The sequence below is a fragment of the Streptomyces sp. NPDC037288 genome, from assembly GCF_055603265.1.
Genome location: NZ_JBVJVY010000020.1, coordinates 100497 through 124894 on the forward strand (window position 1 = coordinate 100497; position 24398 = coordinate 124894).

Genomic DNA, 24398 nt, shown 5'->3' on the forward strand with positions numbered 1-24398 from the left:
CGTGACCACGAACCCCAGCGCCGAACTCCTCGACAACCTGCTCATCGTGGCCGGCCAGACCACCGCCGTACGGGAGGAGGTACGCGTGTGGTCCATGTCCGGCGTCGAGCGCGTGACCTTCCCCGATGGTGCCACCGCCATCTTCAAGTACGCCAAGAAGCCCTTCGACAGCGAGGACCAGGCCCTCCGCCTGGCCCACACCCTCGGCGTACCCGTCCCCCAGGTCCACGCCTCGGCCGTCCTGGGCGGCTGGCTCGGCATGCTCATGGAGGACCTCGGACCGTCCGTCCGCGAGGCCGACGACCTCGACGGCGTCGCCGCGGCCGTGGTGCTGCACGGCGCCCGTACGGCTCCTCCCTTGCCCGTCCTCGACCAGGACCGGCTGCGCACGCTCCCGGCCCGGGCGCTGGAGCATCTCGAACGGCTGCGCAAGGCCGACCGGTGGCAGGACGCCGACGACGTCGAGGACGCGCTCGACCGAATCGCCAAGGCCGCCGAGGCCCGCTCGGCTGGAGCGACGCTGGAACCGTTCGGCTGGGTGCACTCCGAGTTCCACCCCACCAGCCTCCACATCGGCGAGCGCGGCTGGCGGCTGCTCGACTTCGCCCGCGCCTTCACCGGTCCCGGCCTGCTCGACCTCGCTAGCTGGCACGGCACCATCGAGCCCCCGCGCCCCGTGCGCCTGCGCGTCTTCCTGGAGCAGTACGTCACTGCCGGCGGCACCCCCGACGCCCTCGCCCCGCGCGGCGGGCTCACCTCCGAGAACTGGGCCCTGGGCTGGCACCGCATGTGGGCCGTCGAGTGGTTCATGGAGCAGTCCATCCGCTGGATCAACGACCCGGCCACCGACCCCGCCTACATCAAGGCCGTCCATCGCCACCTCACCGACGTCCTCCACCTCCTGGAGATCTGACGTGCTCGCCCAGGCATCCCCATGGCACGTCCACGCCCTCCAACGCACCGCCGCAGGACTCGCCGAACCTCTGGCCGTACCTGCCCGGATGGAGTGGACGACGAGACCCGGCCAAGGTCCCGGCGCCGACGCCCTCGGCCCCGACCTGCGCGGCAAGCGACTCCTGGAACTCGGCTGCGGCCCTGGCCACAACGCCGCCCACCTCGCCACCCGCCATGGCTCCCGTGTCACCGGCGTCGACCTGGTCGGCCTCCAGGTCCGCCGCGCCCGCTCCCACTACGGACGGCTGAACAACCTCACCTTCGTCGCCGGCCACGCCCTGCACTACCTGCACGCCACCGACGAGCAGTTCGACGCGATCTACTCCGTCTTCGGGGCCATCGGCCTCGTCGCCCCTGAGCTCCTGCTGCCGGCCATCGCCCAGCGCCTCACGCCCGGACGAGTGCTCGCCTTCTCCGTCCCCCACCCGCAGCGCGGCGGCCGAAGCCCCTCCGGCGACGACCGGCCCCGCCGCGACCACGTCACCCTCCCCGACCGCACCCGGCTCCCCATCGCACGCTGGGAGTTCTCCACGGACCGCTGGGAGAAGCACCTCAGCCGAGCGGGCTTCTGGCTTACCTCGGCCCAGGAGTTCCACGACCCTCGCATGGGCCACTGGCCCACCACCCTGCTGATCCGCGCTCGCAAGCTCTGACCAGCCATTCGCCCCGGCGTCCCTTGGAGGAACCGATGCGCTCGCCCTACCTGCTCCTCGACATCGACGGCGTCCTCATACCCTTCCCGGACGCAGACGGCTCGACCCCGGCCATCCACGCCCGCCACGATGTCGTCCCCACAGGCCGCAGCGCCGACAACCCGGTCACCGTCTGGCTCAACCTCGACCACGGCCGCCTACTCATGGACGTGATCCGCACCGGCCTGGTCACCCCCGTCTGGTGCACCAGCTGGCGGCAGGACGCCACCACCCTCATCGGGCCCCTTCTCGACCTCCCGGCGCTGCCGTACGTCGACCTGCCGCGTCCCCAGATCACTACGAGCCACCCCAATGGCTACCTGTGGAAGCGCGACCACGTCGATGCCTGGCTCGGCGACGTCCCCGCCGTCTGGATCGACGACGACTTCACCGACCTCGACCACGCCTGGGCGGCGGAGCGCACCGCCTATGGAACGGCGACCCTCCTCGTTCAGCCCGACCCACACCTCGGGCTGCAGCCCGAGCACCTGACCGAGGTGACGAAGTGGGTCGCGCAGTTGCCCATAACCGAGCCGCCTGACGACTGATGCCCTCGCTGCCATGGGCAGCGAGGGCATCAGGTTCGCCGTTCAGAAACTAAACGGAAGGCATCGTTTCCTCAGGAAACGAGTCGGGTGTTCCCCGAGGGAACACCTCCGCTGTTCCTTCGGGGAACATGTCGACCCGCGTGCCGGACGGATCACGTTCGAGAAGTACGCGAAGAAGTGGGAGGAGTCGCTCATCGCCAGCGAGGCGGGTGAGCGCATCACCGACAACGCGCTGCGGCTGCACCTCGTCCCGGCGCTCGGCTCCCGCGCCATGGCGGCGATACGCCGCAACGACATCCAGGTGCCGTTCAAGAACCTGTCCGAACTGCTCGGCCCCGGCAGCGTGCGGAACGTCTACGACGTCCTTGTGCGCGTCATGACCGCAGCCGTCGAGGACAAGGTCATCGCGTCCAGCCCATGCCGCCGGATCACCCTCCCGCCCACGTCGGACGAGGAGGTCACCCCGCCCACGGTCGCCCAGGTCGAGGCCATGGCCCGGGTGACGCCGCCGTACATCCGCGCGGCGATCGTCACGCTCGCCGGGTCAGGCTTGCGCATAGGCGAGTTGCTCGGCCTCAAGGTGTCGGACGTCGACTTCAAGGCCGGCACCATCCCCGTCGAGCGGCAGCGGCTCCATTCGGGAAAGATCGGCCCGCCGAAGACCGCGAAGTCCAGACGTACGGTCCCGGTCGGCGAGGTCGTCACCGACGCCCTCCTCGCGCACCTCGCCGCACGCCCCTCCAAGGAGTGGCTGTTCACAATGGAGGAGGGGGGAGCCGCTCAACTACCGGCGCTGGAAGACCGAATGGAACTGCGCCCGCAGGGCGCTCCAGGCGGAGGAGAGCAAGGCGGCCGAGCGCGAGGGCCGCAAGCCCGCCGAGCTGCCGCACATGGCGACCCACGACCTGCGGCACTTCGACGCCTCCGCGCTCATCGCCGGCGGTGCGAGTGTCAAGCAGGTGCAGCTGGTCCTCGGCCACGCGTCCGCCGCCATCACGCTGCGGATCTACGCGCACTGTGGCCTGGGGAAGAAGGCCGCACCCGGGCCGTCATGGACGCCGTGCTCGGCGGCCTGCGGACCGGGTGCGGACTCGGAGACACTGCAACCAAGGAAATCGCAGGTCAGAGGGCATGATTGAAAATCAAGCCTTCTTGGTCTCCCAGAAGATCTTGTCGATCTGGGCGATGTAGTCCAGCGCCTTCTGGCCCGTCGCCGGGTCGGTGGACGCCTTGGCGGCCGAGAGGGCCTTCAGGGCGTCGTTGACCAGCTGGTGCAGCTCCGGGTACTTCTCGAAGTGCGGGGCCTTGAAGTAGTCGCTCCAGAGCACGGAGACGTGGTGCTTCGCGAGCTCCGCGCGCTGCTCCTTGATGACGGTGGCGCGTGCCTGGAAGTGGGGGTCGTCGTTACCGGCCATCTTCTCCTGGACGGCCTTCACCGACTCCGCCTCGATGCGGGCCTGGGCAGGGTCGTACACGCCGCAGGGCAGGTCGCAGTGGGCGCTGACCTTGACCTTGGGGGCAAACAGGCGGGAAAGCATGGAGCATTCCTTCCTCGTGATCGTCTTCTCAGGTGCGACATTACTCCCTGCAGAAGGCGATTTCTCGGGTGCCCCCTAGGGCTTAGGACAAAAGTCCAGGGTCAGACTGAGACTGGTGGAGGAACGGACCGGGGAGGTGCCGGGGATGCCGGAGCTGTCGCAGGAGACCGATCGGGGGCGGGCGGTGGCGCCGTTCGGGCTGGCCGAGGTGACCGGCCCGTCCATGGTGCCCACGCTCCATCACGGGGACCGGCTGCTGGTGCAGTACGGGGCCGCGGTCAGGCCGGGGGACGTCGTCGTCCTGCGTCATCCGTTCCAGCAGGACCTGCTCGTCGTCAAGCGTGCCGTGGAGCGGCGCGAGGGCGGCTGGTGGGTGCTCGGGGACAATCCGTACGCGGGCGGGGACAGCACCGACTACGGGGTCGTACCGGACGAGCTGGTGCTGGGTACGGCGCGCTTCAGGTACCGGCCGCTCCCGGCCGGTCAGCGTTCGCCGCTGACGCTGGTGCGCTGGGCGCTCTCGGCCGCCAGGCCGCTGCTGGCCGACCGGTCGGCCTCCAGGCGCTTGCGGGCCCGGTAGGCGGCCACGTTCGCACGGGTCGCGCAGCGGTCGGAGCAGTAGCGCCGGGACCGGTTGGTGGAGGTGTCGAGGTAGGCGTTGCGGCACGGGGCGGCTTCGCACAGGCCGAGGCGGTCGACGCCGTACTCCGTCAGGTGGAAGGCGAGTCCCATCGCCGCGATGGCCGCGTAGCCGGCGGTGGCGTTGGAGGGGTGGTCGGCCAGATGCATGTGCCACAGCGGGCGGCCGTCCTCGTCGCGGTGGTCGTGGCCGGAGATCTGCGGCGACACCGGGAACTCCAGCAGCAGTGAGTTCAGCAGGTCCACGGCCAGGGTCTCGTCGCCCTTGTCGGCCGCCTCGAAGACCGCGCGCAGCCGGGCCCGCACCGAGCGGAAGCGGGTGACATCGGCGTCGGTGGCGCGGCGGGCCGCCGACGAGTTGTCACCGAAGAGGTCGCGGACGGCCTCGACCGAGGTCAGCGCGTCCTTGCCCCGGGCCGGTTCCTCGGTGTTGACGAGACGGACGGCGTAATCCGAGTAATAGGCCAGTTCCACTTGTAGTCCTTACGGGGGCGCTTCTTGGTCGTGTCTGCGGTCGGGTAACAGCCGGTCGTGTGTCCAGGGTATTACGCGAACCGGGGAGTCCGGCATGGTCGACGGCGCGGTCGGACGCCGGGGCGCGGCCGGGCCTGCGTACGAGGGGTGGGGCGCCGCTTTCCGGGCCGGTGGCGGTTGGTGCGACGCCGCGGAGTGGGGTTCCGGAAAGCAGTAAGCGGTTTGTCGCGCGTCGAAATCCGCCGCAGTGGCGCCACGGCCTTTCCGCTTCTTATACGCGAGAAGTCGAACTCTTCTGTTTCGGCGTGCTCGGCCGTGCGAGTGGTTAGTTCGATGAGCGGTTTTTGGGAATGAATGCCCGGGTAGCTAGGCGGCGACATATTGTCCCAAATATGGAGGAAGTCGTGTTTGCACGCAGGGCCCTGGCCATCGCGATCGCTACCCCCGTCCTGCTCGCCACGATCGGAATGACGGGTGCAGCCGCGTTCGCTTCGGAAAAGTCCCCCCTTGTGCAATCGGTCGCCCGGCCCAAGCCCGGCCATGGCCGCACGCACGGTGAGGCGGCTGCAAAAAATGCCGAAGAAGAAGAGGAGGACGAAGGCATCCTCAGCACCCTCACCGGTGAACTCGCGGGTCGTTTTTGAGGTTGTTTCGCAGGAAGGGGCGGTACGGAATATCCGTACCGCCCCTCACCGGTGTGCGGTCACAGGACCTTCGACAGGAACGACTGGGTCCGTTCGTGCCGCGGGTTCGTCAGGACGTCGCGGGGGTGGCCCGACTCGACCACCACACCCTCGTCCATGAACACCAGGCTGTCGCCCACCTCGCGGGCGAAGCCCATCTCGTGGGTGACGACGACCATCGTCATGCCGGACTCGGCGAGATCCCGCATGACGTCCAGGACGTCACCGACCAGCTCCGGGTCCAGGGCCGAGGTCGGCTCGTCGAACAGCATCAGCTTCGGCTCCATCGCCAGGGCCCGGGCGATGGCCACCCGCTGCTGCTGGCCGCCGGACAGCTGGGAGGGGTAGTGCCCGGCCCGGTCGGCGAGGCCCACGCGCTGCAGCAGTTGCATGGCCTGCTCCCGGGCCTGCGTCCTGCTCACGCCCTTGACCTGCACCGGCGCCTCCATGACGTTGTCCAGCGCCGTCATGTGCGGGAACAGGTTGAAGCGCTGGAAGACCATGCCGATGTCCCGGCGCTTGCGCGCGACCTCGCTGTCCTTCAGCTCGTACAGCTTGTCGCCCTTCTGCTGGTAGCCGACCAGCTCGCCGTCGACGTACAGCCGGCCGGCGTTGATCTTCTCCAGGTGGTTGATGCACCGCAGGAAGGTCGACTTGCCGGAACCGGAGGGGCCGATCAGGCAGAACACCTCGCCCGGCTTGACCTCCAGGTCGATGCCCTTGAGCACCTCGACGTGGCCGAAGGACTTGTGGACGCCCTGGGCCCTGACCATCGGGACCGTGCCCGTGGGCGGGGTGTCCTGTGTCTTGCTCAGCTTGTCGCTCATGCCGCGCCCACCGCTCCCCTCGGACGGCCCAGCGAGAACATGTTCGCCTTCACCTTCTGCCACGGCGTCGGCGGCAGCTGGCGGCTGGAACCGCGGGCGTAGTAGCGCTCGATGTAGTACTGGCCCACGCTCAGCACCGAGGTCATGATCAGGTACCAGGCCGCGGCGAGGAAGTACATCTCCACCGGGGCGCCGGAGTTCTGGCCGATGTCCTGGGCGTAGCGGAACAGCTCGGGATACTGGACGGCCGCGACCAGCGACGTCGTCTTCAGCATGTTGATCACTTCGTTGCCCGTCGGTGGCACGATCACCCGCATCGCCTGCGGGATGACCACCCGGCGCAGCGTCTTGCCGTGGCTCATGCCGAGCGCGTGGGCCGCCTCGGTCTGGCCCTCGTCCACCGCGAGCAGGCCCGCACGGCAGATCTCGGCCATGTACGCCGCCTCGTTCAGACCCAGGCCGAGCAGCGCCGTCAGCAGCGGCGTCATGAAGTTCGACCAGTAGTCCTTGTAGAACGGCATCAGGTTGATGTACTCGAAGACCAGGCCCAGGTTGAACCACAGGAACAGCTGGACCAGGACCGGGGTGCCGCGGAAGAACCAGATGTAGAACCAGGCGATCGACGAGGTCACCGGGTTCTTCGACAGCCGCATGATCGCGAGGAGGACGCCGCCGGCGATGCCGATCAGCATCGACAGGACCGTCAGCAGAAGGGTCTTGTAGACACCGGTCATGATCCGGTGGTCGAAGAAGTAGTCCGGCACCGCGTGCCAGTTGATCTTGCCTTGGCCGAACGCGTAGACGATCGCGACGAGGATCGCGATGGCGACGACGGCGGAAACGTACCGTCCGTAGTGCCGGACCGGGATGGCCTTGATGGCCTCCGGGCCGGCCGGGGGAGTGGTGTCCTCCCCGTGGCCCTCTCCGGCCGTCTTCTCGATGTCAGTCACGGGTGTTGCCTCTCAGTGGCCGCTTCTGCCTCGTCTGCTTCCGCGGGTCACTTGCCGCCGTTGATCACGGACTCCTTGACGGCGCCGTCCTGGGCGCCCCACTTCTGGAGGATCTTCGCGTACTCGCCGTTCTTGATGATCGCGTTCATCGCGGCCTGCAGCGCGTCGCGCAGCTGCGTGTCCTTCTTGGCCACCGCGACGCCGTACGGGGCCGCCTCGACCTGCTGGCCGACGATCTGGAAGTCCTTGCCGCCGCCGGAGTTCTTCACCGCGTACGCGGCGACCGGGAAGTCGGAGGAGGCCGCGTCCACACCGCCGGAGCGCAGCCGGGTCTGGGACTGCTGGTCGTCGTCGAACGGCTCGATGGTGAGCTTCTTGCCGCTCGGACACTTCTTGGCCTCCTGCTTGGCCAGGTCCTGCGAGACGGTGCTGCGCTCGACGGCGATCTTCTTGCCGCACAGGTCCGACCAGCCGTTGATGCCCTGGGTGTCGCCCTTGCGGGTGTAGATCGAGACACCGGCGGTGAGGTAGTCGACGAAGTCGACGCCCTCGCCGACCTTCTTGCCCGTGTCCGGGTCGATGCCCTGCTGACGGTTCTTGCTGTCCGTCATCGCCGACATCGCTATGTTGTAGCGGCCGGAGCGCAGACCGGTGAGCAGACTGTCGAAGGTGCCGTCCTGGAACTCGAGTGTCACGCCGAGCTGCTTGCCCAGGGCCGCCGCGAGGTCCGGGTCCAGACCCACGGCGTTGCCGGAGGAGTCCTTGAACTCCATCGGGGCGTACTTGATGTCCGAGCCGACCTCGATCTTGCCCTTGTTCCTGATGTCCCCGGGGAGCTTGTCGGCCAGCGGAGCGCCGGTGGAGCCGGAGTCCTTGCTCTTGTCCTTGGTCTGGTCACCACAGCCGGTGAGCAGCAGGGCGCCCGCGACCGCGATCGCCCCGACCGCGGCCAGACGGGAGCGTGCGGCGGTCGTACGACGGGTGGAGCTTGCGGTCATCGTGGTTCCTCCGGCGGATGGGAAGAGGTGCCGATGGGTCGACGAGAACACACACCTTCTGGTGTCGCGACCTCGTGGGTTTACCGCATCTTGCCATTCGGACTACGCCGTTCAGGGGGCTGACTATGTCAAAATCGGATAACGGGTGACCCCCCGAACCGCCTCAGGTCGGTACATCCCTGGTTCAACAGCACCGAACCATCTGCGGTAATCCAGCCATCTGGCCGGAAAATCTTCGGCGCGTCTCACGATGTGGTCAGCGTGCGCGCCTGCGTACGACGTCTTCGCGCGCTTGGCGTGGTTGTCAGCCGCGCGTCACCTCGCGGCGGCTTTCCGGTTCCGAGATGTGACCTTGCGCCTATTGGACTCGTCGCGGGCGCCGTCCGTCCGGTAAGAAGGTTCTTTACACCCCTCATCCGGGGCTCAGGGCGCGTGTGCGGCGCGCCCGTCGCGTATGTGCTCGTACGTATCAGCAATCGGGCCGTACGCGGTGCCCGCCCACCCCTCACCAGGAGTGGTCGACCCTCAAACCATGCATACCTAAGGGGTAAAACAAAGTGGCAGCGGAGATCGTCAATCCTCGCAGCGACAGCAAAACGGATCAGGACGGCGGGGCCGAGCCCCTCGATTCCTTCGATCCGGCGTTCGCGCTGCACCGCGGCGGCAAGATGGCCGTGCAGGCCACCGTGCCGGTCCGCGACAAGGACGACCTTTCCCTCGCGTACACGCCCGGTGTCGCGCGCGTGTGCACCGCGATCGCGGAACAGCCGGAGCTCGTCAACGACTACACGTGGAAGTCCTCGGTGGTCGCCGTCGTGACCGACGGTACGGCCGTGCTCGGACTCGGGGACATCGGTCCCCAGGCCTCCCTCCCGGTGATGGAGGGCAAGGCGATCCTGTTCAAGCAGTTCGGCGGCGTCGACGCGGTGCCGATCGCGCTCGACTGCACCGACGTGGACGACATCGTCGAGACCGTCGTCCGGCTCGCCCCGTCCTTCGGCGGAGTGAACCTCGAGGACATCTCGGCGCCGCGGTGCTTCGAGATCGAACGCCGGCTGCAGGAGCGCCTCGACATCCCGGTCTTCCACGACGACCAGCACGGTACGGCCGTCGTGACGCTCGCGGCGCTGCGGAACGCGGCGCGGCTGAGCGGCCGTGAGATCGGGCAGCTGCGGGCCGTCATCTCGGGCGCCGGCGCGGCCGGTGTCGCCATCGCCAAGATGCTGGTCGAGGCCGGCATCGGGGACGTGGCGGTGGCGGACCGCAAGGGCGTCGTGTCGGCCGACCGGGAGGACCTGACCCCGGTCAAGCGCGAGCTGGCCGGTTTCACCAACAAGGCGGGCGTCACCGGCTCGCTGGAGGACGCCCTCGCGGGCGCCGACGTGTTCATCGGTGTCTCCGGCGGTACGGTCCCGGAGGAGGCCGTGGCCTCCATGGCGGAGGGCGCCTTCGTGTTCGCGATGGCCAACCCGAACCCCGAGGTGCATCCGGACGTCGCGCACAAGTACGCGGCGGTCGTCGCGACCGGGCGGTCGGACTTCCCGAACCAGATCAACAACGTGCTGGCGTTCCCGGGCATCTTCGCCGGCGCCCTGCAGGTGCGGGCCACCCGGATCACCGAGGGGATGAAGATCGCTGCGGCGGAGGCGCTGGCCGCGGTGGTGGGGGACGACCTCGCCGCCGACTACGTGATTCCGTCTCCGTTCGACGAGCGGGTCGCTCCGGCGGTTACGGCGGCGGTTGCGGCTGCTGCTCGTGCCGAGGGAGTTGCTCGTCGCTGAGGTTGCGTGCAATGGCCCCGTCCGTTTGGGCGGGGCCGTTTTCTTTTGGGCTGCGCTGGACGGGTGCCGGTGCGCAAGAGGGCATGTGTCACAGGGCCTCGCGGTTCCGTCGGCTGATCGGTCCCCCTATCGTCGGCAGCATGTTCGCTGTCTACGCCGCCCGAATCGACCGCGACCAGCCGCTCAGCGGCCTGGAGTCGGGGGAGCGTCCTGCCCCCGAGGCCCGGCCCGGCTGGAGCACCGTCACCGTGCGGGCCGCCTCCCTCAACCATCACGACCTCTGGTCCCTGCGGGGCGTCGGCCTCCCGGAGGACCGGCTGCCGATGATCCTCGGCTGCGATGCCGCCGGCATCGACGAGGACGGCAACGAGGTCGTCCTGCACTCCGTCATCGGCCAGACCGGCCACGGCGTCGGCCCGAACGAGCCGCGCTCCATCCTCACCGAGCGCTACCAGGGCACCTTCGCCGAACAGGTCGCCGTGCCGACCTGGAACGTCCTGCCCAAGCCCAAGGAGCTGTCCTTCGCCGAGGCCGCGTGTCTGCCGACAGCCTGGCTGACGGCGTACCGGATGCTGTTCACCAACGCCGGGGTACGGCCCGGCGACTCGGTTCTCGTGCAGGGCGCGGGGGGTGGTGTCGCCACGGCCGCGATCGTGCTCGGCAAGGCGGCCGGGCTGCGTGTCTTCGCCACCAGCCGGGACGAGGCCAAGCGGAAGCGAGCCCTGGAACTGGGGGCCGTGGAGGCCGTGGAGCCCGGGGCGCGGCTGCCGCAGCGGGTGGACGCCGTCATCGAGACCGTGGGCGCCGCCACCTGGTCCCACTCGGTGAAGTCCCTGCGGCCCGGCGGCACGATCGTCATCTCCGGTGCCACCAGCGGGGACCGGCCCTCGCATGCCGAGCTGACCCGGATCTTCTTCCTGGAGCTGAAGGTCGTCGGTTCCACCATGGGCACCAAGGAGGAGCTGGAGGACCTGCTCTCCTTCTGCGCCGCGACCGGCGTACGGCCCGTCATCGACGAGGAACTGCCGCTGGACCGGGCCCGTGAGGGCTTCGAACGGCTCGCTTCCGGCGAGCAGTTCGGGAAGATCGTCCTCACCAACTCCTGAGGTCTCCCGCTTCGGGGAGAACGGACGCCGGGCGGGTCCGGGGGGCTGGGCCCGCCCCTCCTGCGCGGGGCAATCAGAGCGCGGTCACGGACCGCCGGCGCACCGGGGTCCGTGCCTCCCGTCAGGGGTTCGGTGACCGCAGGAGTGCGCCGATGTGGGCCGCCGCCGTCGACAGGTGGCGGCGGGCGTCGCGGAGCTGGGTCTGGCTGACGCCGTGGTCGCGGGCCGCGTCGCGGATGTCGTCGCGGAAGCGGTCGAGGAGGCGGTCCAGGTCGCGGACCGGGTCGCCGGTGAGGTCCTCGCGCGCCCAGGAGGGTTCGTACTCGGCCGGGAAGTCCTCGGCGGGCGGGACATAGTGCAGGTCAGCGGCTGTGGCGGCGGACGTGGGCACCGGCTCCTCGGGGCTGCGGGAGGAGCTCCAGTTCTTGCCGAAGTCGCCCAGCTCCCTGGCCAGTTCGGACAGTCCCTCGCGTACGCCCGTCGGCCAGTCGCCCTGCGTGAAGTGGTCCTGGACGCGATCCTGGACCCGGCGCGCGATGCGCTGCATCTCCTGCTGCGCCTGGGCCCGCGCCCGCGCCTGCGCCTCCTGGGCCTGGTGGCGGGCGCGCTGCGCCTCCTCGCGGGCCCGGCGGCTCTCGTCCTTGGCGCGGCGGGCCTGCTCCTTCCACTCCTGCTTGACGCGGCGCATCTCCTCTTGGGCGGCCCGCCAGGACTCCTTGTCGGTGAGGTCGCCGTCTTCCCCGGAGGGGCCCGCCGCGCCCGTCTTCGCGCTCCGGTGAGCCTCGGACGCCGCCGCGCGCATCTCGCGGCGCAGGTCGCCGGCCGCGCCGCGCACGTCGGCCCTTATCTCGGCGGCCAGTTCGGCGACCGACTCGCGGATCTCCAACTCAAGGTCGGCCAACTCGCCGCTGCGGCCGGCCAGTTCGGCGCGGCCGGCGTCCGTGATGGCGTACACCTTGCGGCCGCCCTCCGTGGTGTGCCTGACCAGGCCCTCCGCCTCCAGCTTGGCCAGCCGGGGGTAGACCGTGCCCGCCGAGGGGGCGTACAGGCCCTGGAAGCGTTCCTCCAGGAGCCTGATCACCTCGTAGCCGTGGCGGGGGGCCTCGTCGAGCAGCTTGAGCAGATACAGGCGCAGGCGCCCGTGGGCGAAGACGGGGGGCATGTCAGAGCACCTTCTTGTCGGTCGTGCCGTCGGCCGGGGCGGTGGTTCCTCCGGCGCCCTGGCCGGAGACGGCATTGTCCCCCGGGCTGTCCGCCTCGTCCTCGCGCGGCGGGCGGCGCAGCAGGGCGATCGAGCCGGAGACCGTGGTGGCCCGGAGCCTGCCCGTGCCCGCCCCCAGGCGCCCCGTGATCTTGTGGGCGCCCCACTGGCCGTGGACCCGCAGCCCGTCGAAGGCGTTGGAGATGGTGCCGCTCGCGGTGTTCGCCTCCACCTCGGTGTCCGCCGGATGCGGCAGGCGGATGGCGATCTCGCCGGAGACGCTGGTGAGGTTGACCTCCGTGGGGCCGTCCGGGTCCAGGTCGACGATCATGGAGCCGCTGACGGAGTCCGCGCGGACGGAACGGCCGGAGCCCTCGACCACCGTCAGGTCCCCCGAGACCGAGTTGAACCGCAGGTCGCCGGTGACCGCCTGGGCTTCCAGGTTCCCCGACACGGTGTCCGCGCGGACCGGGCCCGAGACGCCGACCAGGGTCGTGTCGCCGGTCACGCCCTTCACCACGGCGGGGCCGCGGATGCCCGAGACGACCGCGCCGGCGCCGACCACGCCCACCTCGACCCGGGTGTCGGCGGGAACCGCCAGGGAGACGACGGCGCTGCGCCGCCAGCCCTTGCGGTCGAGCCACTTGAGGAAGCCCTTCCAGGGCAGGTCCTCATAGGCCACCGTGAGGGTGTCGCCCCGCTGGGTGACCACGAGGGGCGGGCCCTCGACCTCCGAGACTTCCAGGCGGGCGGAACCCTCGTCCGTGCCCACCACGTTCACCGTTCCGCTGACGATGCGGACCTGGAGGTCGCTCACGCGGGTGTCGAAGGTCAGCTTCTGCGGCTCGGTGACGGACCACTCGGGCATGGGGGCCTCCTCGGGCGCGGCGGGGCGCAGGCCAGGCGCAGTCGTGACACGCCATATCGCGTCTTCTTGCATTCACGATATATCGTGGTCACGGAAAGTCAAGACACCCGATCCAGGGCATGCCGACGCCCCGCAGCGCATGTGCGGTACGGGGCTTGCGGGGCGTTCGCCGAGCTCAGGTGAGAGGTCGCGGGACCTACTCGTCGTCGTCCTCGTCGTCCAGGCGGGCCAGCCAGGTCGCGAGGCGTTCCACCGGCACCTCGAAGTCGGGGTTCAGATCGACGAACGTGCGCAGCTGCTCGGCGAGCCACTCGAAGGTGACCTCTTCCTCGCCGCGCCGCTTCTCCAGTTCTTCGATGCCTCGGTCGGTGAAGTACATGGATGCCGCTCCGTCGTTCAATGCAGGGGTAGGCCCGCTCCCGGGCGGGAAGAACCCTCAACCTGTGAGAGGTGGAAGATGCCGCATTTCCGCCTGAGGAGCGTGGCGAGAACAGGAAAATAATAGGCAGCCGTCCGGCTTCGGCGGGCGGGCGGTGCCGACGGGGCGAGGGGGACGGGGGAGCATGACGGACGCGGAGTCGAGGAATGCGGAGTCGACGCGGGTAGCACGGATCCAGCTGCCGGACGGGACGCCGGTGTGGGCCCGGATATCAGGGGCCGGGGAACTGTCCGCGCCGCCGGGGGAACTGCCGTCGGGGGGACTGTCGTACACGGACACCGGGTTCGCCGAGCGGGTGGAGGCGAGCGTCGAGAGCCTCCAGTCGCTGATCACCGGTGTCGCACGGTCGCTGTCCGGTCCGCTGCGGGCGGTGCGGCCGGACGAGGTGAGCGTCGAGTTCGGCATCGAGCTGACCGCCAAGGCCGGGAAGGTGGTGGGCCTGCTCGCGGACGGCGAGGCCAAGGCCGCCCTCACGGTCACCCTGACCTGGAACGGGGACGGCCCGCCGGACACGGACACACCGCCGACCCCGTCCGGGGACTCCCGTACCCCCGGCGATGCGCCTTCGGCCTCCGCCGCCCAGGGCTCCCGCACCGGCGCGTCGACGGGCGTTCGGGGGCACGGAGGTGTCGGGGGCGGCGGCGTCGGGGGCGCGGAATGACGGAGCGGTACGACGGGGGCGCACCGGACGGCTCCGATGCTGCCCGGCTTGCCCTCCGTGAACTCGTTCTCGCGGCGACGGTGCGCATTCATCGCTCGGGTGCCGGGTATGCCCCCGACGAGCCCGGCGGCTTTCTCGGCAGCGGTTTCTTCGTGGCGCCGAACTGGGTTCTGACCTGCGCGCACGTGGTTCACGCGGAAGAGGGGGGCGAGGTCACCGTGGTGTACCGGACCAGCCCCTACGAGGACCCGTGCGCCGTGCCGGGGGAGGTGGCGGCGACCCTGCCGGAGCAGGCCGGCCGACTCGTCCCGGGGAGCTGGCCCGCCCCGGACCTCGCGCTGGTCCGGCTCCGCGAGCCCGCCGGCCACACGTGCGTGTACGTCTCCGAGCGTCCCAACCCGCACTTCGGCGGGAACCGGGTGTACTACGCGGGCTGGACGGGGGCCCGTGGCCGGCTGGAGATCCTGGACGGGTACCTCTCCGTCCAGGGCACGATCAGCGCGTGGTCGCCGGAGGAGCAGGTGCGGCTCGGGCAGAACGACCTGCCGCCCGGTGTCTCGGGCGGGCCGGTGATCGACCCCGTGCGCGGTGAGGTCGTCGGTGTCCTGAAGTCACGCGCGGACCAGGGGGCGGGGGGCACGTCCATCGGGGTCGAGCAGTTACGCACCCTCCGGGCACCTACGGGAGCAGCGGGGAGCGGACGCGACGCAGACCCGGCGAGCGGTCCGAACGCCGCCCAGGGTCCCCGTCCGAGCGGCTCCCTCCCGAACGCCGCCCACGTGAGCGGTCCCGATCCGAGCGGCTCCCTCGGGACCGACGCCCACGTCGGCGGCCTCCAGCCCGGCGGCCTCCAGCCCGGCGGCCTGCAGCCCGGTGCTCTCAGCCCCGGTGGCCTCAACCCGAAGGGACCCCCCACGGGGGGCGTCCACCCGGGCGACCTCTATCAAGCCGTCTTCCACGCCCACGACCGCTATCACCGTGACCGCCAGCAGCCCTCCGACTCGCCGGCCCCCACCTGGGCCGACATCCAGGGCGAACTCGGCGCACGCCCCGGCCGCGCGCTCAGCCCGCACGAGCGCGGCGAACTGCTCGGCCGGCTGGCCGATCTGCCGCCCCCGGCCAGTACCCGCGGCCTGCTCGACATCCTCGGCTCCCTGCCGGGCTTCCGGCTCCCGTCCCTGGTGCCCGCCCCGCGCGGCTGGCGGGACGGCCTGGGCGTGCTCTACGAGCACGCGCGGCAGGACGGGGCGCGCAGGCTCGTCATCGACTACGCGATGGGCGTCCTGGCCGCCGACCGCGACCGGACGCCCAGCGTGCGCGCCGCCGAACGGGCCCTGTGGGACTGGGTGCGGCACGCGTCGACGGGACTCGACAGCGGCTACCGCACCGAACTGGCCCGCCGCCGCACCGAGTTGCTGGGCCGGGTGCATCCGGTGCGTCCCGGCCACGAGCGGGCCGACGACGACACCGGCCAGGTGCCGGCGGAACGCCCCGCCCCGCACCCGTCTCCGTCGCCGCCCGGCCCGTCCGTGCTGCTGGTGGTGCTGCGCCGAGGCTGGGAGCCCGACCACTGCGACTGGTCGGTCTCGGTGGCGGACGCGGACGGCGGGACGCGACTGCTGCACGAGACCCAGCGCACCCCGCTGACCGGCCTCGGCTCCCAGGTGGCCGCCCCGCTCACCGAGGCCTTCCGGCAGTGTGACGAGCCCGGGCGGCCCGCCACCCTGCACGTGGCCCTGCCCCATCTGCTGCTGGGCACGGCGGTGGACGACTGGCGGTTGCGGCCCGACGGCGTCCCGCTGGGCGTCGAACGGCCGGTGCTCGTGCGCTGCTCGGACCGTGACCAGCTGCCCGACGAGACGGCGGAGGGCCCCGGCGCCTGGCCGGCGGCGGCCTGGGAGTCGTACGACGACGAGGACGACGAGCGGCGCGACCGCTGGCGCCGGCTGCACGTCCGTCAGGCGCGGGCCGAGGTGCTGGACTGCGACGACGGCGTGCGCAGGCCCGTACCGGACACGGCGGCGCTGCGCGGCCTCGCGCCGCACGACGTCCCCGTGCTGTGCCGCCTGGGCGACCTGCGGTACGAGAGCGACCCCGCCTCGCTCGGCCGGATCCTGCGCGCCGGGTTCGGGGTGGCGGTGTGGCGCCGCTGGCGGCGGGAACCCGAGTCCGTGTGCGGAGAGTTCCACCGGGGCGCCAAGACCGTCGTCGACGACGGCCACGGCGTGGCCCTCCTGCCCGAGGTGGTGCACGGGCTGCGCAGGCAGGTGCACGCGGGGCTCACCGAGGCCTACTGGGCGCATGGCATAGCGCTGTTGTACGACGATCCGCACAGCCCCCTGCCCGGCACCGGAGATCTGCTGGAGGCGCCGTGACGCGGGGCTCGCGTTCCCTCTGGATCCTCTTACCAGGCGTCCTGAGGGTCGATACCGTGATGCACGTGCGACGGCTGCCGTGGCGGACGAGTGACGACGAGGACCGGACATGACCGAATCCAGTGAGTGGCTCATCTACCGGGGCGCCGGGGAACCGCACGACGGGATGAGCCGGCTGCCTCCACCGCCGCCCTGGCGGGACTTCGCCGGCCGGGACGCGGGCGGCGACGGCTCGCAGGACCGCAGGCTCGGCGCGCACCGGCATCTGGCCGAACTGCACCGGCCCGGCGCGGAAGAGCTGGAGATGATCAACGCGGCGCTCTACCTGCGCCGCCCGTTGCTCGTGACCGGCAGCCCCGGCGCGGGCAAGAGCACGCTGGCCCATTCGGTGGCGTACGAGCTGGGCCTCGGCGAGGTGCTGCGCTGGTCCATCGTCAGCCGGACCACGCTCCAGGACGGGCTGTACCACTACGACGCCATCGCCCGGCTGCAGGACGTCCAGATCGCCGCGCAGGGGGGTTACGGTACGGCGTCGGGCAGTCCCGGAGCCGTGGAGGCCATCGGCAGTTACATCCGGCTCGGGCCGCTCGGTACGGCCCTGTTGCCCTCGGACACCCCGCGGGTGCTGCTCATCGACGAACTCGACAAGAGCGACATCGACCTGCCCAACGACCTGCTGAACGTGCTGGAGGAGGGCGAGTTCGAGATACCCGAGCTGCAGCGCATCGCCGACCGGCTGCCCGACGGAGAGGCCGAGGTGCTCACCGCCGACGGCACCAAGGTGCGCGTGCGCGACGGCCGGGTGCGCTGCCACGCCTTCCCGTTCGTCGTCCTCACCAGCAACGGGGAGCGGGACTTCCCGGCCCCGCTGATGCGCCGGTGCATTCATCTGGAGCTGGGCCGGCCCGACCACAACCGGCTCGCCACCTTCGTCCGCGCCCACCTCGGTGACGAGGCCGCGCGGGCGGGCGACGACCTGATCGCCCGCTTTCTGGAGCGCTCACGCAGCGAACTCCTCGCCGCCGACCAACTGTTGAACGCGATCCACCTGACCGACGCCGCCGCCCCGCCGAGCCGCGAGCGGCTCGCCGACCTGCTCATCCAGCGACTCGACCGTTCGAGGTGAGGCGTTGATGCCCGACGCAGCGGCACGACACGGCCCGCTCCCCCCGGACCCGGCCGGCGGATCCGGCCCGCCCGACCCTCCTGACCCCCGCGACCCGTCTGCCCCCGGCCCCGACCCCGGCCGTGCCGAACCGGCCGGCGGCGACCCCCTGGCCGAACTCGTGCGCCGACTGCGGGAGATCGGGCTGGAGCCCGATGCCGAGGGGCTGAGCGACGCGTTGTGGCTGGCGTCCTGGGCCGGGGCGGACGACGAGGGCGAGGACGAGGCGACGGCCGGCGGGGCCGGGGCCTCGCTGCCCGGGGCGCAGAGCGCGGGCTCGGACACGCACGGGCAGGGCGGGAGCGACCCCGAGCGGCCGGTCCTGCCGCCCACTCCGTGGCAGGGGCCGCAGACGATCGACGCCGGGCCCGACCGGCGTGTGACGCTGTATCCGCTGCCCCGCAACGGCACCCCGAGCGCTCGTGGGGACGGGCGGATCACGGCGCTGCCGGTCGGCGTGCCCGCCGCCCCGGTGCTGCCCGCCCCTCTCGAACTCCAGCGTGCCCTACGGCCGTTGCAGACCTACCGCAGCGCCGCGCCGGCCCTGCGCACGGTGCTGGACGAGACGGCCACGGCCGAGCTGAGCGCTCGCGCGGGCGGTCTGATCCTGCCCGTCCGGCGCGCCGTGACCCGCGGGGACGCCCGGCTCCAGCTGGTGCTGGACGCCGCGCCCTCGATGCGGGTGTGGGACCGGCTGTTCACCGAACTCCACCAGGTGTTCGCCCAGTTGGGCGCCTTCGGTGACGTCCAGGTCAGCCATCTGCACGCCGGCCCGGACGGCGAGCCGGCGGTCAGCCGCAGCCCGGACGCCCAGGAGGCCCCGCTGCACGGCCCGGACCGGCTGAGCGACCCCACAGGGCGTCGGATCACCCTGCTGGTCAGCGACTGCGCGGGCCCGCTGTGGCGCAGTGGCCACGCGCACCGGCTGCTGCACCACCTGGCCCGGCTCGCCCCCGTCGCGGTGCTCCAGCCGCTCCCGCAGCGCCTGTGGAACCGCACCCGGCTGCCCGTGACGTACGGCGAACTGACCCGTGGCGACACCCTGGGCGGCACCACACTGCGGGTGCGCACCCCCGACGGTGTCCTGGTGGCCGCGCCGCCGGGTGTGCTGCCCGTACCGGTGCTGCCGCCGGAGCCGGTGGCCCTCGGGGCGTGGGCGCGGCTGCTGTCCGGGGCCGGTACCGGACCGGTGCCGGGAGCGGTGGGCTGGGTGCGCGCGGACCAGCCGCCCGCGCCGGAGCGGCGCCGTACCCGCAGGCCGACGTCGGTGGAGCGGGTCAGCAGGTTCCGTTCCGCGGCCTCCCCGACCGCCGGCCGGCTCGCCGTGTATCTGGCCGCCGCCCCGCTGTGCCTGCCCGTGATGCAGCTGGTGCAGCGCACCATGCTGCCCGGCTCCGGCCCCTCCGAACTCGCGGAGGTGCTGCTCGGCGGCCTCGTCCAGCGCGCCGGGGAGGACTACGGGCACGGTGACGCCCAGTGGTACGAGATGGACCCCGACGTGCGTGAGGCGCTGCTGTCGACGCTCGGCCGGGACGAGGCGGTGCTGGTCCTCAAGCACTGTTCCGAGTACATAGAGCAGCGCTTCGGCAAGGGCGGCGCCAACTTCCCGGCCCTGGCCCTCGCCCAGCTCGGCGGCGGGGACACGGCCGCGGCCGACCGGGAGTCCGCCGCGGCCCGCGCGCGTGCCTACGCGCCCGCGCCCGGCTACCCCGCAGAGAACGGCGACAACGGCGAGGCGACGCTGGTCCCGCAGCCCTTCGCCGAGGTAGCGGCCCGGGTACTGGAGCGCTTCATGCCGCTGCCGGAACAGTTCCGTCTCTACGGCACCCGGGGCAACGGCGTCCCGCCCGGGGAGCGGCCCACGCACCCGGCGGTGGTCCGGGCCCGCGACCTGCTCGCGCGGTTCGACACCGAGGGCATGGTGCAGGACGCGATCGACGCCGTACAGCTGCTGCGCGGCGCCACCGAGCACGAACGGCCGGCCGGGGCCGATCCCGGGCTGTGGGCGGAGTACGCCTACGCCACGCTGCGGCTGTGGGAGGTGCAGGGCGGGGCGGAGCTGCTGCGGGAGGCGGAGAGCGCCGCCGAGCGGGCGGTGGCGCACCCGCACGCGCTGCGGGAGAGGGCGGCGCTGGCCCGGGTGCTGCGCGCGGCGGCCACCGACCGCAGGCGCCGCGGCGACCAGCACGGCGCCCTGGACCTGCTCAGCCGCGCCGACCGGGAGTACGCGGTGGCCTGTGCCGCGCCCGGGCTGGACCCGCAGGAGGCCCTGGGGCTGACCCTGGAGCGGGTGGGCGCGCTGGAGACGCAGTGGCGCCTGGGCGGTGACAGCGCGCTGCTGCAGGGCGCGGTCGGCATGCTGGAGGCGTTCGCCGACATCTGGCCGGACCGCCGGCACCGCCCGCCCGAACTGCCGCTCGCCCACGGCCGGCTCCTGCTGCGCCTGGCGGACGCCACGACAGATCCGGAGCAGGCCCGCGGCTACGCCGAGCAGGCCTCCCGGTCCCTGCGCGACGCGCTGGCGGCCGAGGCTCAGGACGCGACCCCGGGCGGCGCCGACCGGGCACGGGAGAGCGTCCGCATCCGCCTTGACCTGGTCGACGCCCTGCTGCGGGCGGGCGGGGACCTGGCCGAGGCACAGGACCGCCTCGACGAGGCCCTGGCCGGCACCACCCGGCGCAGCCTGCGCTCCCTGCTCCACGTGCGGGCCGGACGGGTCCGGGTCGCCCGGTACGCCGACTCGGGCGACCTGCGTGAACTGCGGGAAGCCGCCGGATCGTTCGCGCTGGCGGCCGCGGACACGCCGCGGGACGCGACGGGCTACTCCGACGTCCTCGCCGAGTGGGGCGAGGCGTTGCTGCGCCGTGCCGGGGCGGAGAGCCCGGCCCGGGCCTGGGAGCCGCTGTCCCAGGCGATCCGCGTGCTGCGGGACTGCCGTACGGAGACGCCCACGGGCAGCCCGCACACGGCCTACCGGCTGCTGATGCTGGGCCGGGCGCTGATCCTGCGCTACCGGCTGCGCGGCGACCGGGTCGACCTGCGGGAGGCGGAGCACCTCTTCGGTCTGGCGGCGGCGGAGGCGGACGATCCGCTGCTCGCCGCGCGCTGCCGGATTCAGCTGGGGCAGGCGCAGTACGAGGCCTACCGGAGCCTGGGCCGGCCCACCCGCCTGGACGACGCGGTGGACGCCTTCCGGTCGGCGGCCGAGTCGGCGCGGGAGGCCGAGGAGGAGGCCGAAACCGAGCGCAGGCGACTGGACGCGGTGGAGCTGGGTGCGCAAGCGCACCACTGGCGGGGTATGTCCTACGAGGCGGCCGCCCGCCCCCGCGCGGCCCGCGAGGCCTACCGGGCGGCCCGCGCGGAGTGGTCGCGGCTGCCCGACGGCAGCCTCGGCACGGGCGGCCCGACGGCGGCGGACACGGCGCTCCGGCTGGCCGAACTGGAATGAGTACACGGGCAGGGGAGACAGGGGAGAGGGGCACGGGGATGAGCGCACGGGACGAGTCACCCGCACCGGAGAACGCCGGGCCGCTGCCGGATCTGGAGGCGCTGGACCTGGAGGAGCTGCGCACCGTCGAGCACCCCGTGCTCAAGGAGGTGCTGGCGGGCCTGCGGGAGCGGGCACAGCGCCCGAGCGAGATGCTCTGGGGCTTCAACAACTGCCTCTGATCGGTCAACCAGGAAGAGAAAGAGACAACTTCAATCGCGCGGGGTTTGCGCACGGCCACTTGCCGGGAATGCGCGTCCATACGCTCGTATCGCAGTCGGCGGGGCGTACGGCATGGGGGTGCTGGAGTGTCCGGAAACACCGCCGCTCGACCGCCCGGCGCATCCCCGCGTCCCTTCCGGCAGTTCATCGTGAAGCTACACGGCCGCTGCAACCTCGCCTGCCGCTACTGCTACCTGTACGAGGGCCCCGACCACACCTGGCGCACCCGCCCGGCCGCCGCCCCCGCCGAGGTCCTTCAGCGCACCGCCGACCGCATCGCCCGGCACGCCCGCGGCCACGCCCTGACCACCCTCTCCCTCGTCCTGCACGGCGGCGAACCCCTGCTGGCCGGCGCGGACACCCTCGCCCGCTTCACCGACGACGTCCGCGCCCGCGTCCCGGCCGGCTGCACCGTCCAGGCCACCGTCCAGACGAACGCCACCCTGCTGACCCACGAGCGGGCGGCCGTCCTCGCCCGGCACGGCATCCGCATCGGCATCAGCCTCGACGGCGGCACCGCCGCGCACAACACCCGCCGCGTCGACCACGCCGGACGGCCCTCCTGGCCCGCAGCGGCACGCGGTGCCCGCCTGGTCGCCGAGCACTTCCCCACGGCGTACGCCGGTCTCCTCACCGTCGTCGACCCCACGACCGACCCGGTCGACCTGTACGAGTCGCTGCTCGGCCTCCGTCCGCCCGCGCTGGACCTGCTGCTGCCGCACGGGAACTGGTCGGCGCCGCCGCCGCACTGGGGCGCCGCCCACTACGGCGCATGGCTGTGCCGGCTCTTCGACCGCTGGTGGTCGGCCGGGCACCGGGAGACGCGGGTGCGGCTCTTCGAGGAGTGCCTGGCGCTGCTGCTCGGACTGCCGGCCGCCACCGAGTCGCTCGGGCTCCAGCCCTTCGACGCCGTCGTGGTCGAAACCGACGGGTCGATCGAGCAGGTCGACTCGCTGAAGTCGGCCTACGAGGGGGCCGCCGAGACCGGTCTGGACGTCTTCCGGCACGACTTCGACCAGGCCCTGCGCCACCCCGGCGTCGCGGCCCGGCAGGCCGGCCTGGCGGGCCTGTGCGACCGGTGCCGGGCCTGCCCGCTGGTCACGGTGTGCGGGGGCGGACACTACGCCCACCGGTACCGGGCCCCACAGGGCTTTTGCAACCCGTCCGTGTACTGCGCGGACCTGCAGCTCTTCATCCAGCACGTGGCCGGACGGCTGGCCGCGGACACCGAGGGCACCCGCCCCGCGGTCCCGGCCTCTCTCGAAGGGGGCACCCCGTGATACTTCCGGCGGTCCCGGACCGGGCACTTGCCGAACTCGGCCGCACCGAGGGCGGTCCCGGCACCCTCGCGCTCCTCGTCCGCGACCAGGACACCCGGCGCCTGCTCATGCTGCGCGCCGTGCTCGACGCCGCCGAGGCGGCCGGCCCCGCCGTCTGCCCCGGTGCGGCCAAGGACCGGCTGCGGGAGGACTGGGCGCTGCTGACGGCGGCGGACCGGGCCGCCGGCGGCGGCGCGCACTCCCCGGCCCGGGCGCGGCTCACCCATCCGCTGACGGGCCCCTGGGCGACGCGCTGCCTGACCGGGCTGAGCCCCCGCGACGGCCGGCTCACACCGCACGGCCGCGGCGAACTCCTTCGCGACCTGGCCCACTTCAGCGCGGTCGCCGTGGCCGCGGCGGCCCGCGCCGGCCTGTCGTTCACCACCACCCTCACCGCGCGCGACGGCGTGCTGACCCTCCCCTCCCTCGGCGCCCTGCACACCGCCGAGCGGGCGGACGTACGGGTCGAGGTCCGCTGCGCCGACGGCCGGCTGACACTCCGCCAACCCGGCGCGCCGCACGTCGCCGTGCACCTGGAGCAGGGCACCGGCGCCTGGTCCGCGACCCCCGCATGGACACCGGCGTACGCCCTGCCCGGCCTGGTGCCCGGCGCCGGCCCCCTGCCCCTGGACGACCTCGACCCCTACCGGGTCCCGCCCCGCGGGGCGGGCCAGTACGCGCTGAGCGGCCCCGCGGCCCCGGACGACGCCGAACACAAGCGATGGCTGCAGACCTGGTCCGGCACCGCCGCCGTGCTGCGCACCGGGGGCGAGCAGCGGCTCACCGAGGCGCTCACCCTGCTGCGCTGCCTGGTCCCCCTGGAGCAGCCGCCCGGCGCCGACGGCCGCGGCAGCTGCAGCGCGACCCGGCGCGAGGCGTTCGGCGCGCTCCTCAGCAGCGCGCCCGCGACCCCGCTGGCCTTCGCCGCCACCCTCGTGCACGAACTGCAGCACACCAAACTCGCCGCGCTCAGCGAGATGACGGAACTGCACCGGGCCGGCCCCGAGGCCCGCTACTTCGCGCCCTGGCGCCCCGACCCGCGACCGTACGACGGTCTGCTCCAGGGCGCCTACTCCCATCTGGCGCTGGCCGACTTCTTCCAGCGCCGGGCGCTGACGGACCCGGTCCGGCGGGAGTCCGCGTGGGCGGAACACGCCCGCTACCACGCCCAGGTCGGCGCGGCCCTGCCCGCGCTCGTCGGCTCACCCGACCTGACACCGGTGGGCCGCCGCTTCGTCGACGGCATGGTCGCCGTCCACGAACGGCTCGCCGAGCGTCCGGCACCCCGGGGCTACACGGCGCGCGCACAGGCGTACATCAAAGCCGTACGGACCCTGTGGACACAGCGTCAACCTCCGGCACCCCCGCTCACGAATCGATGAAATGCCGACTTCCCGCTCTCGGCTGCGGGAAGATCGTCGGGCCGAGGCGTGCGCCGCTGCAGTCGCCGGACTCCCCAGGGCCGCGCCGA

22 protein-coding genes and 1 pseudogene are annotated in these 24398 nt (G+C 72.2%); 15 read left to right on the forward strand and 8 right to left on the reverse strand.

Translation table 11 applies throughout. The features are described 5' to 3' along the window. Nucleotide 1 precedes the first annotated feature (1 nt). From ACZ7GZ_RS22775 to ACZ7GZ_RS22790, 4 genes and pseudogenes are all read left to right on the forward strand, one after another. Entirely contained in the window at nt 2-913 is a 912-nt protein-coding gene (locus tag ACZ7GZ_RS22775; protein WP_471026865.1) for a phosphotransferase family protein, read from the forward strand. 1 nt (nt 914) lies between these two features. Next, nucleotides 915-1607 carry a class I SAM-dependent methyltransferase gene (locus ACZ7GZ_RS22780; RefSeq protein WP_471026868.1) on the forward strand — a complete coding sequence of 231 codons (693 nt, stop codon included), beginning with the start codon at nt 915-917 and terminating at the stop codon, nt 1605-1607. Nucleotides 1608-1642: 35 nt separating this feature from the next. Next, nucleotides 1643-2194 carry an HAD domain-containing protein gene (locus ACZ7GZ_RS22785; protein ID WP_471026869.1) on the forward strand — a complete coding sequence of 184 codons (552 nt, stop codon included), beginning with the start codon at nt 1643-1645 and terminating at the stop codon, nt 2192-2194. A gap of 121 nt (nt 2195-2315) precedes the next feature. Beyond that, nucleotides 2316-3329: pseudogene (locus ACZ7GZ_RS22790) on the forward strand (tyrosine-type recombinase/integrase); the annotation flags it as partial. Between the two features lie 7 nt (nt 3330-3336). Here ACZ7GZ_RS22790 and sodN read toward each other — a convergent pair. Next, nucleotides 3337-3732, reverse strand: coding sequence for a superoxide dismutase, Ni (gene sodN / locus ACZ7GZ_RS22795; RefSeq protein ID WP_030339082.1), 396 nt, complete (start codon nt 3730-3732; stop codon nt 3337-3339). Nucleotides 3733-3877: 145 nt separating this feature from the next. Between sodN and sodX the strand changes: the two genes are divergently transcribed. After that, entirely contained in the window at nt 3878-4312 is a 435-nt protein-coding gene (sodX, locus tag ACZ7GZ_RS22800) for a nickel-type superoxide dismutase maturation protease (RefSeq protein WP_471026928.1), read from the forward strand. On the opposite strand, the gene ACZ7GZ_RS22805 is transcribed toward sodX, so the two are convergent. After that, a complete protein-coding gene (locus tag ACZ7GZ_RS22805) occupies nt 4216-4845 on the reverse strand; it encodes a CGNR zinc finger domain-containing protein (RefSeq protein ID WP_450796197.1) in 630 nt (209 codons plus the stop codon). The two genes, sodX and ACZ7GZ_RS22805, sit on opposite strands and share 97 nt — an antisense overlap. A 392-nt stretch (nt 4846-5237) precedes the next feature. Here ACZ7GZ_RS22805 and ACZ7GZ_RS22810 point away from each other — a divergent pair, with 392 nt between their 5' ends. Next, nucleotides 5238-5489 carry a hypothetical protein gene (locus tag ACZ7GZ_RS22810; protein ID WP_471026871.1) on the forward strand — a complete coding sequence of 84 codons (252 nt, stop codon included), beginning with the start codon at nt 5238-5240 and terminating at the stop codon, nt 5487-5489. 59 nt (nt 5490-5548) lie between these two features. On the opposite strand, the gene ACZ7GZ_RS22815 is transcribed toward ACZ7GZ_RS22810, so the two are convergent. The 3 genes from ACZ7GZ_RS22815 to ACZ7GZ_RS22825 are packed head-to-tail and all read right to left on the reverse strand — an operon-like array spanning nt 5549 to nt 8303. Then, nucleotides 5549-6301: an amino acid ABC transporter ATP-binding protein gene (locus ACZ7GZ_RS22815; protein WP_471026930.1), complete on the reverse strand. Its 753-nt coding sequence runs from the start codon at nt 6299-6301 to the stop codon at nt 5549-5551. Between the two features lie 50 nt (nt 6302-6351). Further along, the gene (locus tag ACZ7GZ_RS22820) at nt 6352-7305 is read right to left on the reverse strand and encodes an amino acid ABC transporter permease (protein WP_471026872.1); all 954 of its coding nucleotides are present in this window, start codon (nt 7303-7305) and stop codon (nt 6352-6354) included. A 47-nt stretch (nt 7306-7352) separates the two neighbouring features. Continuing rightward, nucleotides 7353-8303: an ABC transporter substrate-binding protein gene (locus ACZ7GZ_RS22825; RefSeq protein ID WP_471026874.1), complete on the reverse strand. Its 951-nt coding sequence runs from the start codon at nt 8301-8303 to the stop codon at nt 7353-7355. Nucleotides 8304-8860: 557 nt separating this feature from the next. Here ACZ7GZ_RS22825 and ACZ7GZ_RS22830 point away from each other — a divergent pair. Together ACZ7GZ_RS22830 and ACZ7GZ_RS22835 are read left to right on the forward strand one after the other, a co-directional pair. Beyond that, nucleotides 8861-10084, forward strand: a complete 1224-nt coding sequence (locus ACZ7GZ_RS22830) for an NAD(P)-dependent malic enzyme (protein ID WP_471026875.1) — start codon at nt 8861-8863, stop codon at nt 10082-10084. Nucleotides 10085-10224: 140 nt separating this feature from the next. Beyond that, nucleotides 10225-11190: a zinc-binding dehydrogenase gene (locus ACZ7GZ_RS22835; protein ID WP_471026878.1), complete on the forward strand. Its 966-nt coding sequence runs from the start codon at nt 10225-10227 to the stop codon at nt 11188-11190. A gap of 121 nt (nt 11191-11311) precedes the next feature. Here the strand turns inward: ACZ7GZ_RS22835 and ACZ7GZ_RS22840 are convergent, their stop codons facing one another. The 3 genes from ACZ7GZ_RS22840 to ACZ7GZ_RS22850 all read right to left on the reverse strand — a co-directional run bounded on the left by ACZ7GZ_RS22840 (nt 11312) and on the right by ACZ7GZ_RS22850 (nt 13638). After that, a complete protein-coding gene (locus ACZ7GZ_RS22840; RefSeq protein ID WP_471026879.1) occupies nt 11312-12352 on the reverse strand; it encodes a PadR family transcriptional regulator in 1041 nt (346 codons plus the stop codon). A 1-nt stretch (nt 12353) separates the two neighbouring features. After that, on the reverse strand, nt 12354-13259 hold the full coding sequence (locus ACZ7GZ_RS22845) for a DUF4097 family beta strand repeat-containing protein (protein WP_471026880.1): 906 nt from the start codon (nt 13257-13259) through the stop codon (nt 12354-12356). A 196-nt stretch (nt 13260-13455) separates the two neighbouring features. Further along, nucleotides 13456-13638 carry a DUF6104 family protein gene (locus ACZ7GZ_RS22850; protein ID WP_019075209.1) on the reverse strand — a complete coding sequence of 61 codons (183 nt, stop codon included), beginning with the start codon at nt 13636-13638 and terminating at the stop codon, nt 13456-13458. Nucleotides 13639-13822: 184 nt separating this feature from the next. Here ACZ7GZ_RS22850 and ACZ7GZ_RS22855 point away from each other — a divergent pair, with 184 nt between their 5' ends. The 7 genes from ACZ7GZ_RS22855 to ACZ7GZ_RS22885 all read left to right on the forward strand — a co-directional run bounded on the left by ACZ7GZ_RS22855 (nt 13823) and on the right by ACZ7GZ_RS22885 (nt 24309). Further along, entirely contained in the window at nt 13823-14359 is a 537-nt protein-coding gene (locus tag ACZ7GZ_RS22855) for a CU044_2847 family protein (protein ID WP_471026881.1), read from the forward strand. Beyond that, on the forward strand, nt 14356-16734 hold the full coding sequence (locus ACZ7GZ_RS22860) for a VMAP-C domain-containing protein (RefSeq protein WP_471026882.1): 2379 nt from the start codon (nt 14356-14358) through the stop codon (nt 16732-16734). The genes ACZ7GZ_RS22855 and ACZ7GZ_RS22860 overlap by 4 nt, the downstream gene beginning before the upstream one ends. A 109-nt stretch (nt 16735-16843) precedes the next feature. After that, a complete protein-coding gene (locus tag ACZ7GZ_RS22865; RefSeq protein WP_471026885.1) occupies nt 16844-17860 on the forward strand; it encodes an AAA family ATPase in 1017 nt (338 codons plus the stop codon). Between the two features lie 7 nt (nt 17861-17867). After that, nucleotides 17868-21347: an SAV_2336 N-terminal domain-related protein gene (locus tag ACZ7GZ_RS22870; RefSeq protein ID WP_471026887.1), complete on the forward strand. Its 3480-nt coding sequence runs from the start codon at nt 17868-17870 to the stop codon at nt 21345-21347. Between the two features lie 38 nt (nt 21348-21385). Continuing rightward, nucleotides 21386-21568, forward strand: a complete 183-nt coding sequence (gene fxsA / locus ACZ7GZ_RS22875; protein ID WP_471026889.1) for an FxSxx-COOH cyclophane-containing RiPP peptide — start codon at nt 21386-21388, stop codon at nt 21566-21568. 126 nt (nt 21569-21694) lie between these two features. Then, nucleotides 21695-22888, forward strand: a complete 1194-nt coding sequence (locus ACZ7GZ_RS22880) for an FxsB family cyclophane-forming radical SAM/SPASM peptide maturase (protein ID WP_471026891.1) — start codon at nt 21695-21697, stop codon at nt 22886-22888. Then, complete coding sequence (locus ACZ7GZ_RS22885) at nt 22888-24309, forward strand: aKG-HExxH-type peptide beta-hydroxylase (protein ID WP_471026933.1); 1422 nt, start codon at nt 22888-22890, stop codon at nt 24307-24309. Before ACZ7GZ_RS22880 ends, ACZ7GZ_RS22885 begins: the two co-directional genes overlap by 1 nt. Nucleotides 24310-24398: the final 89 nt, after the last annotated feature.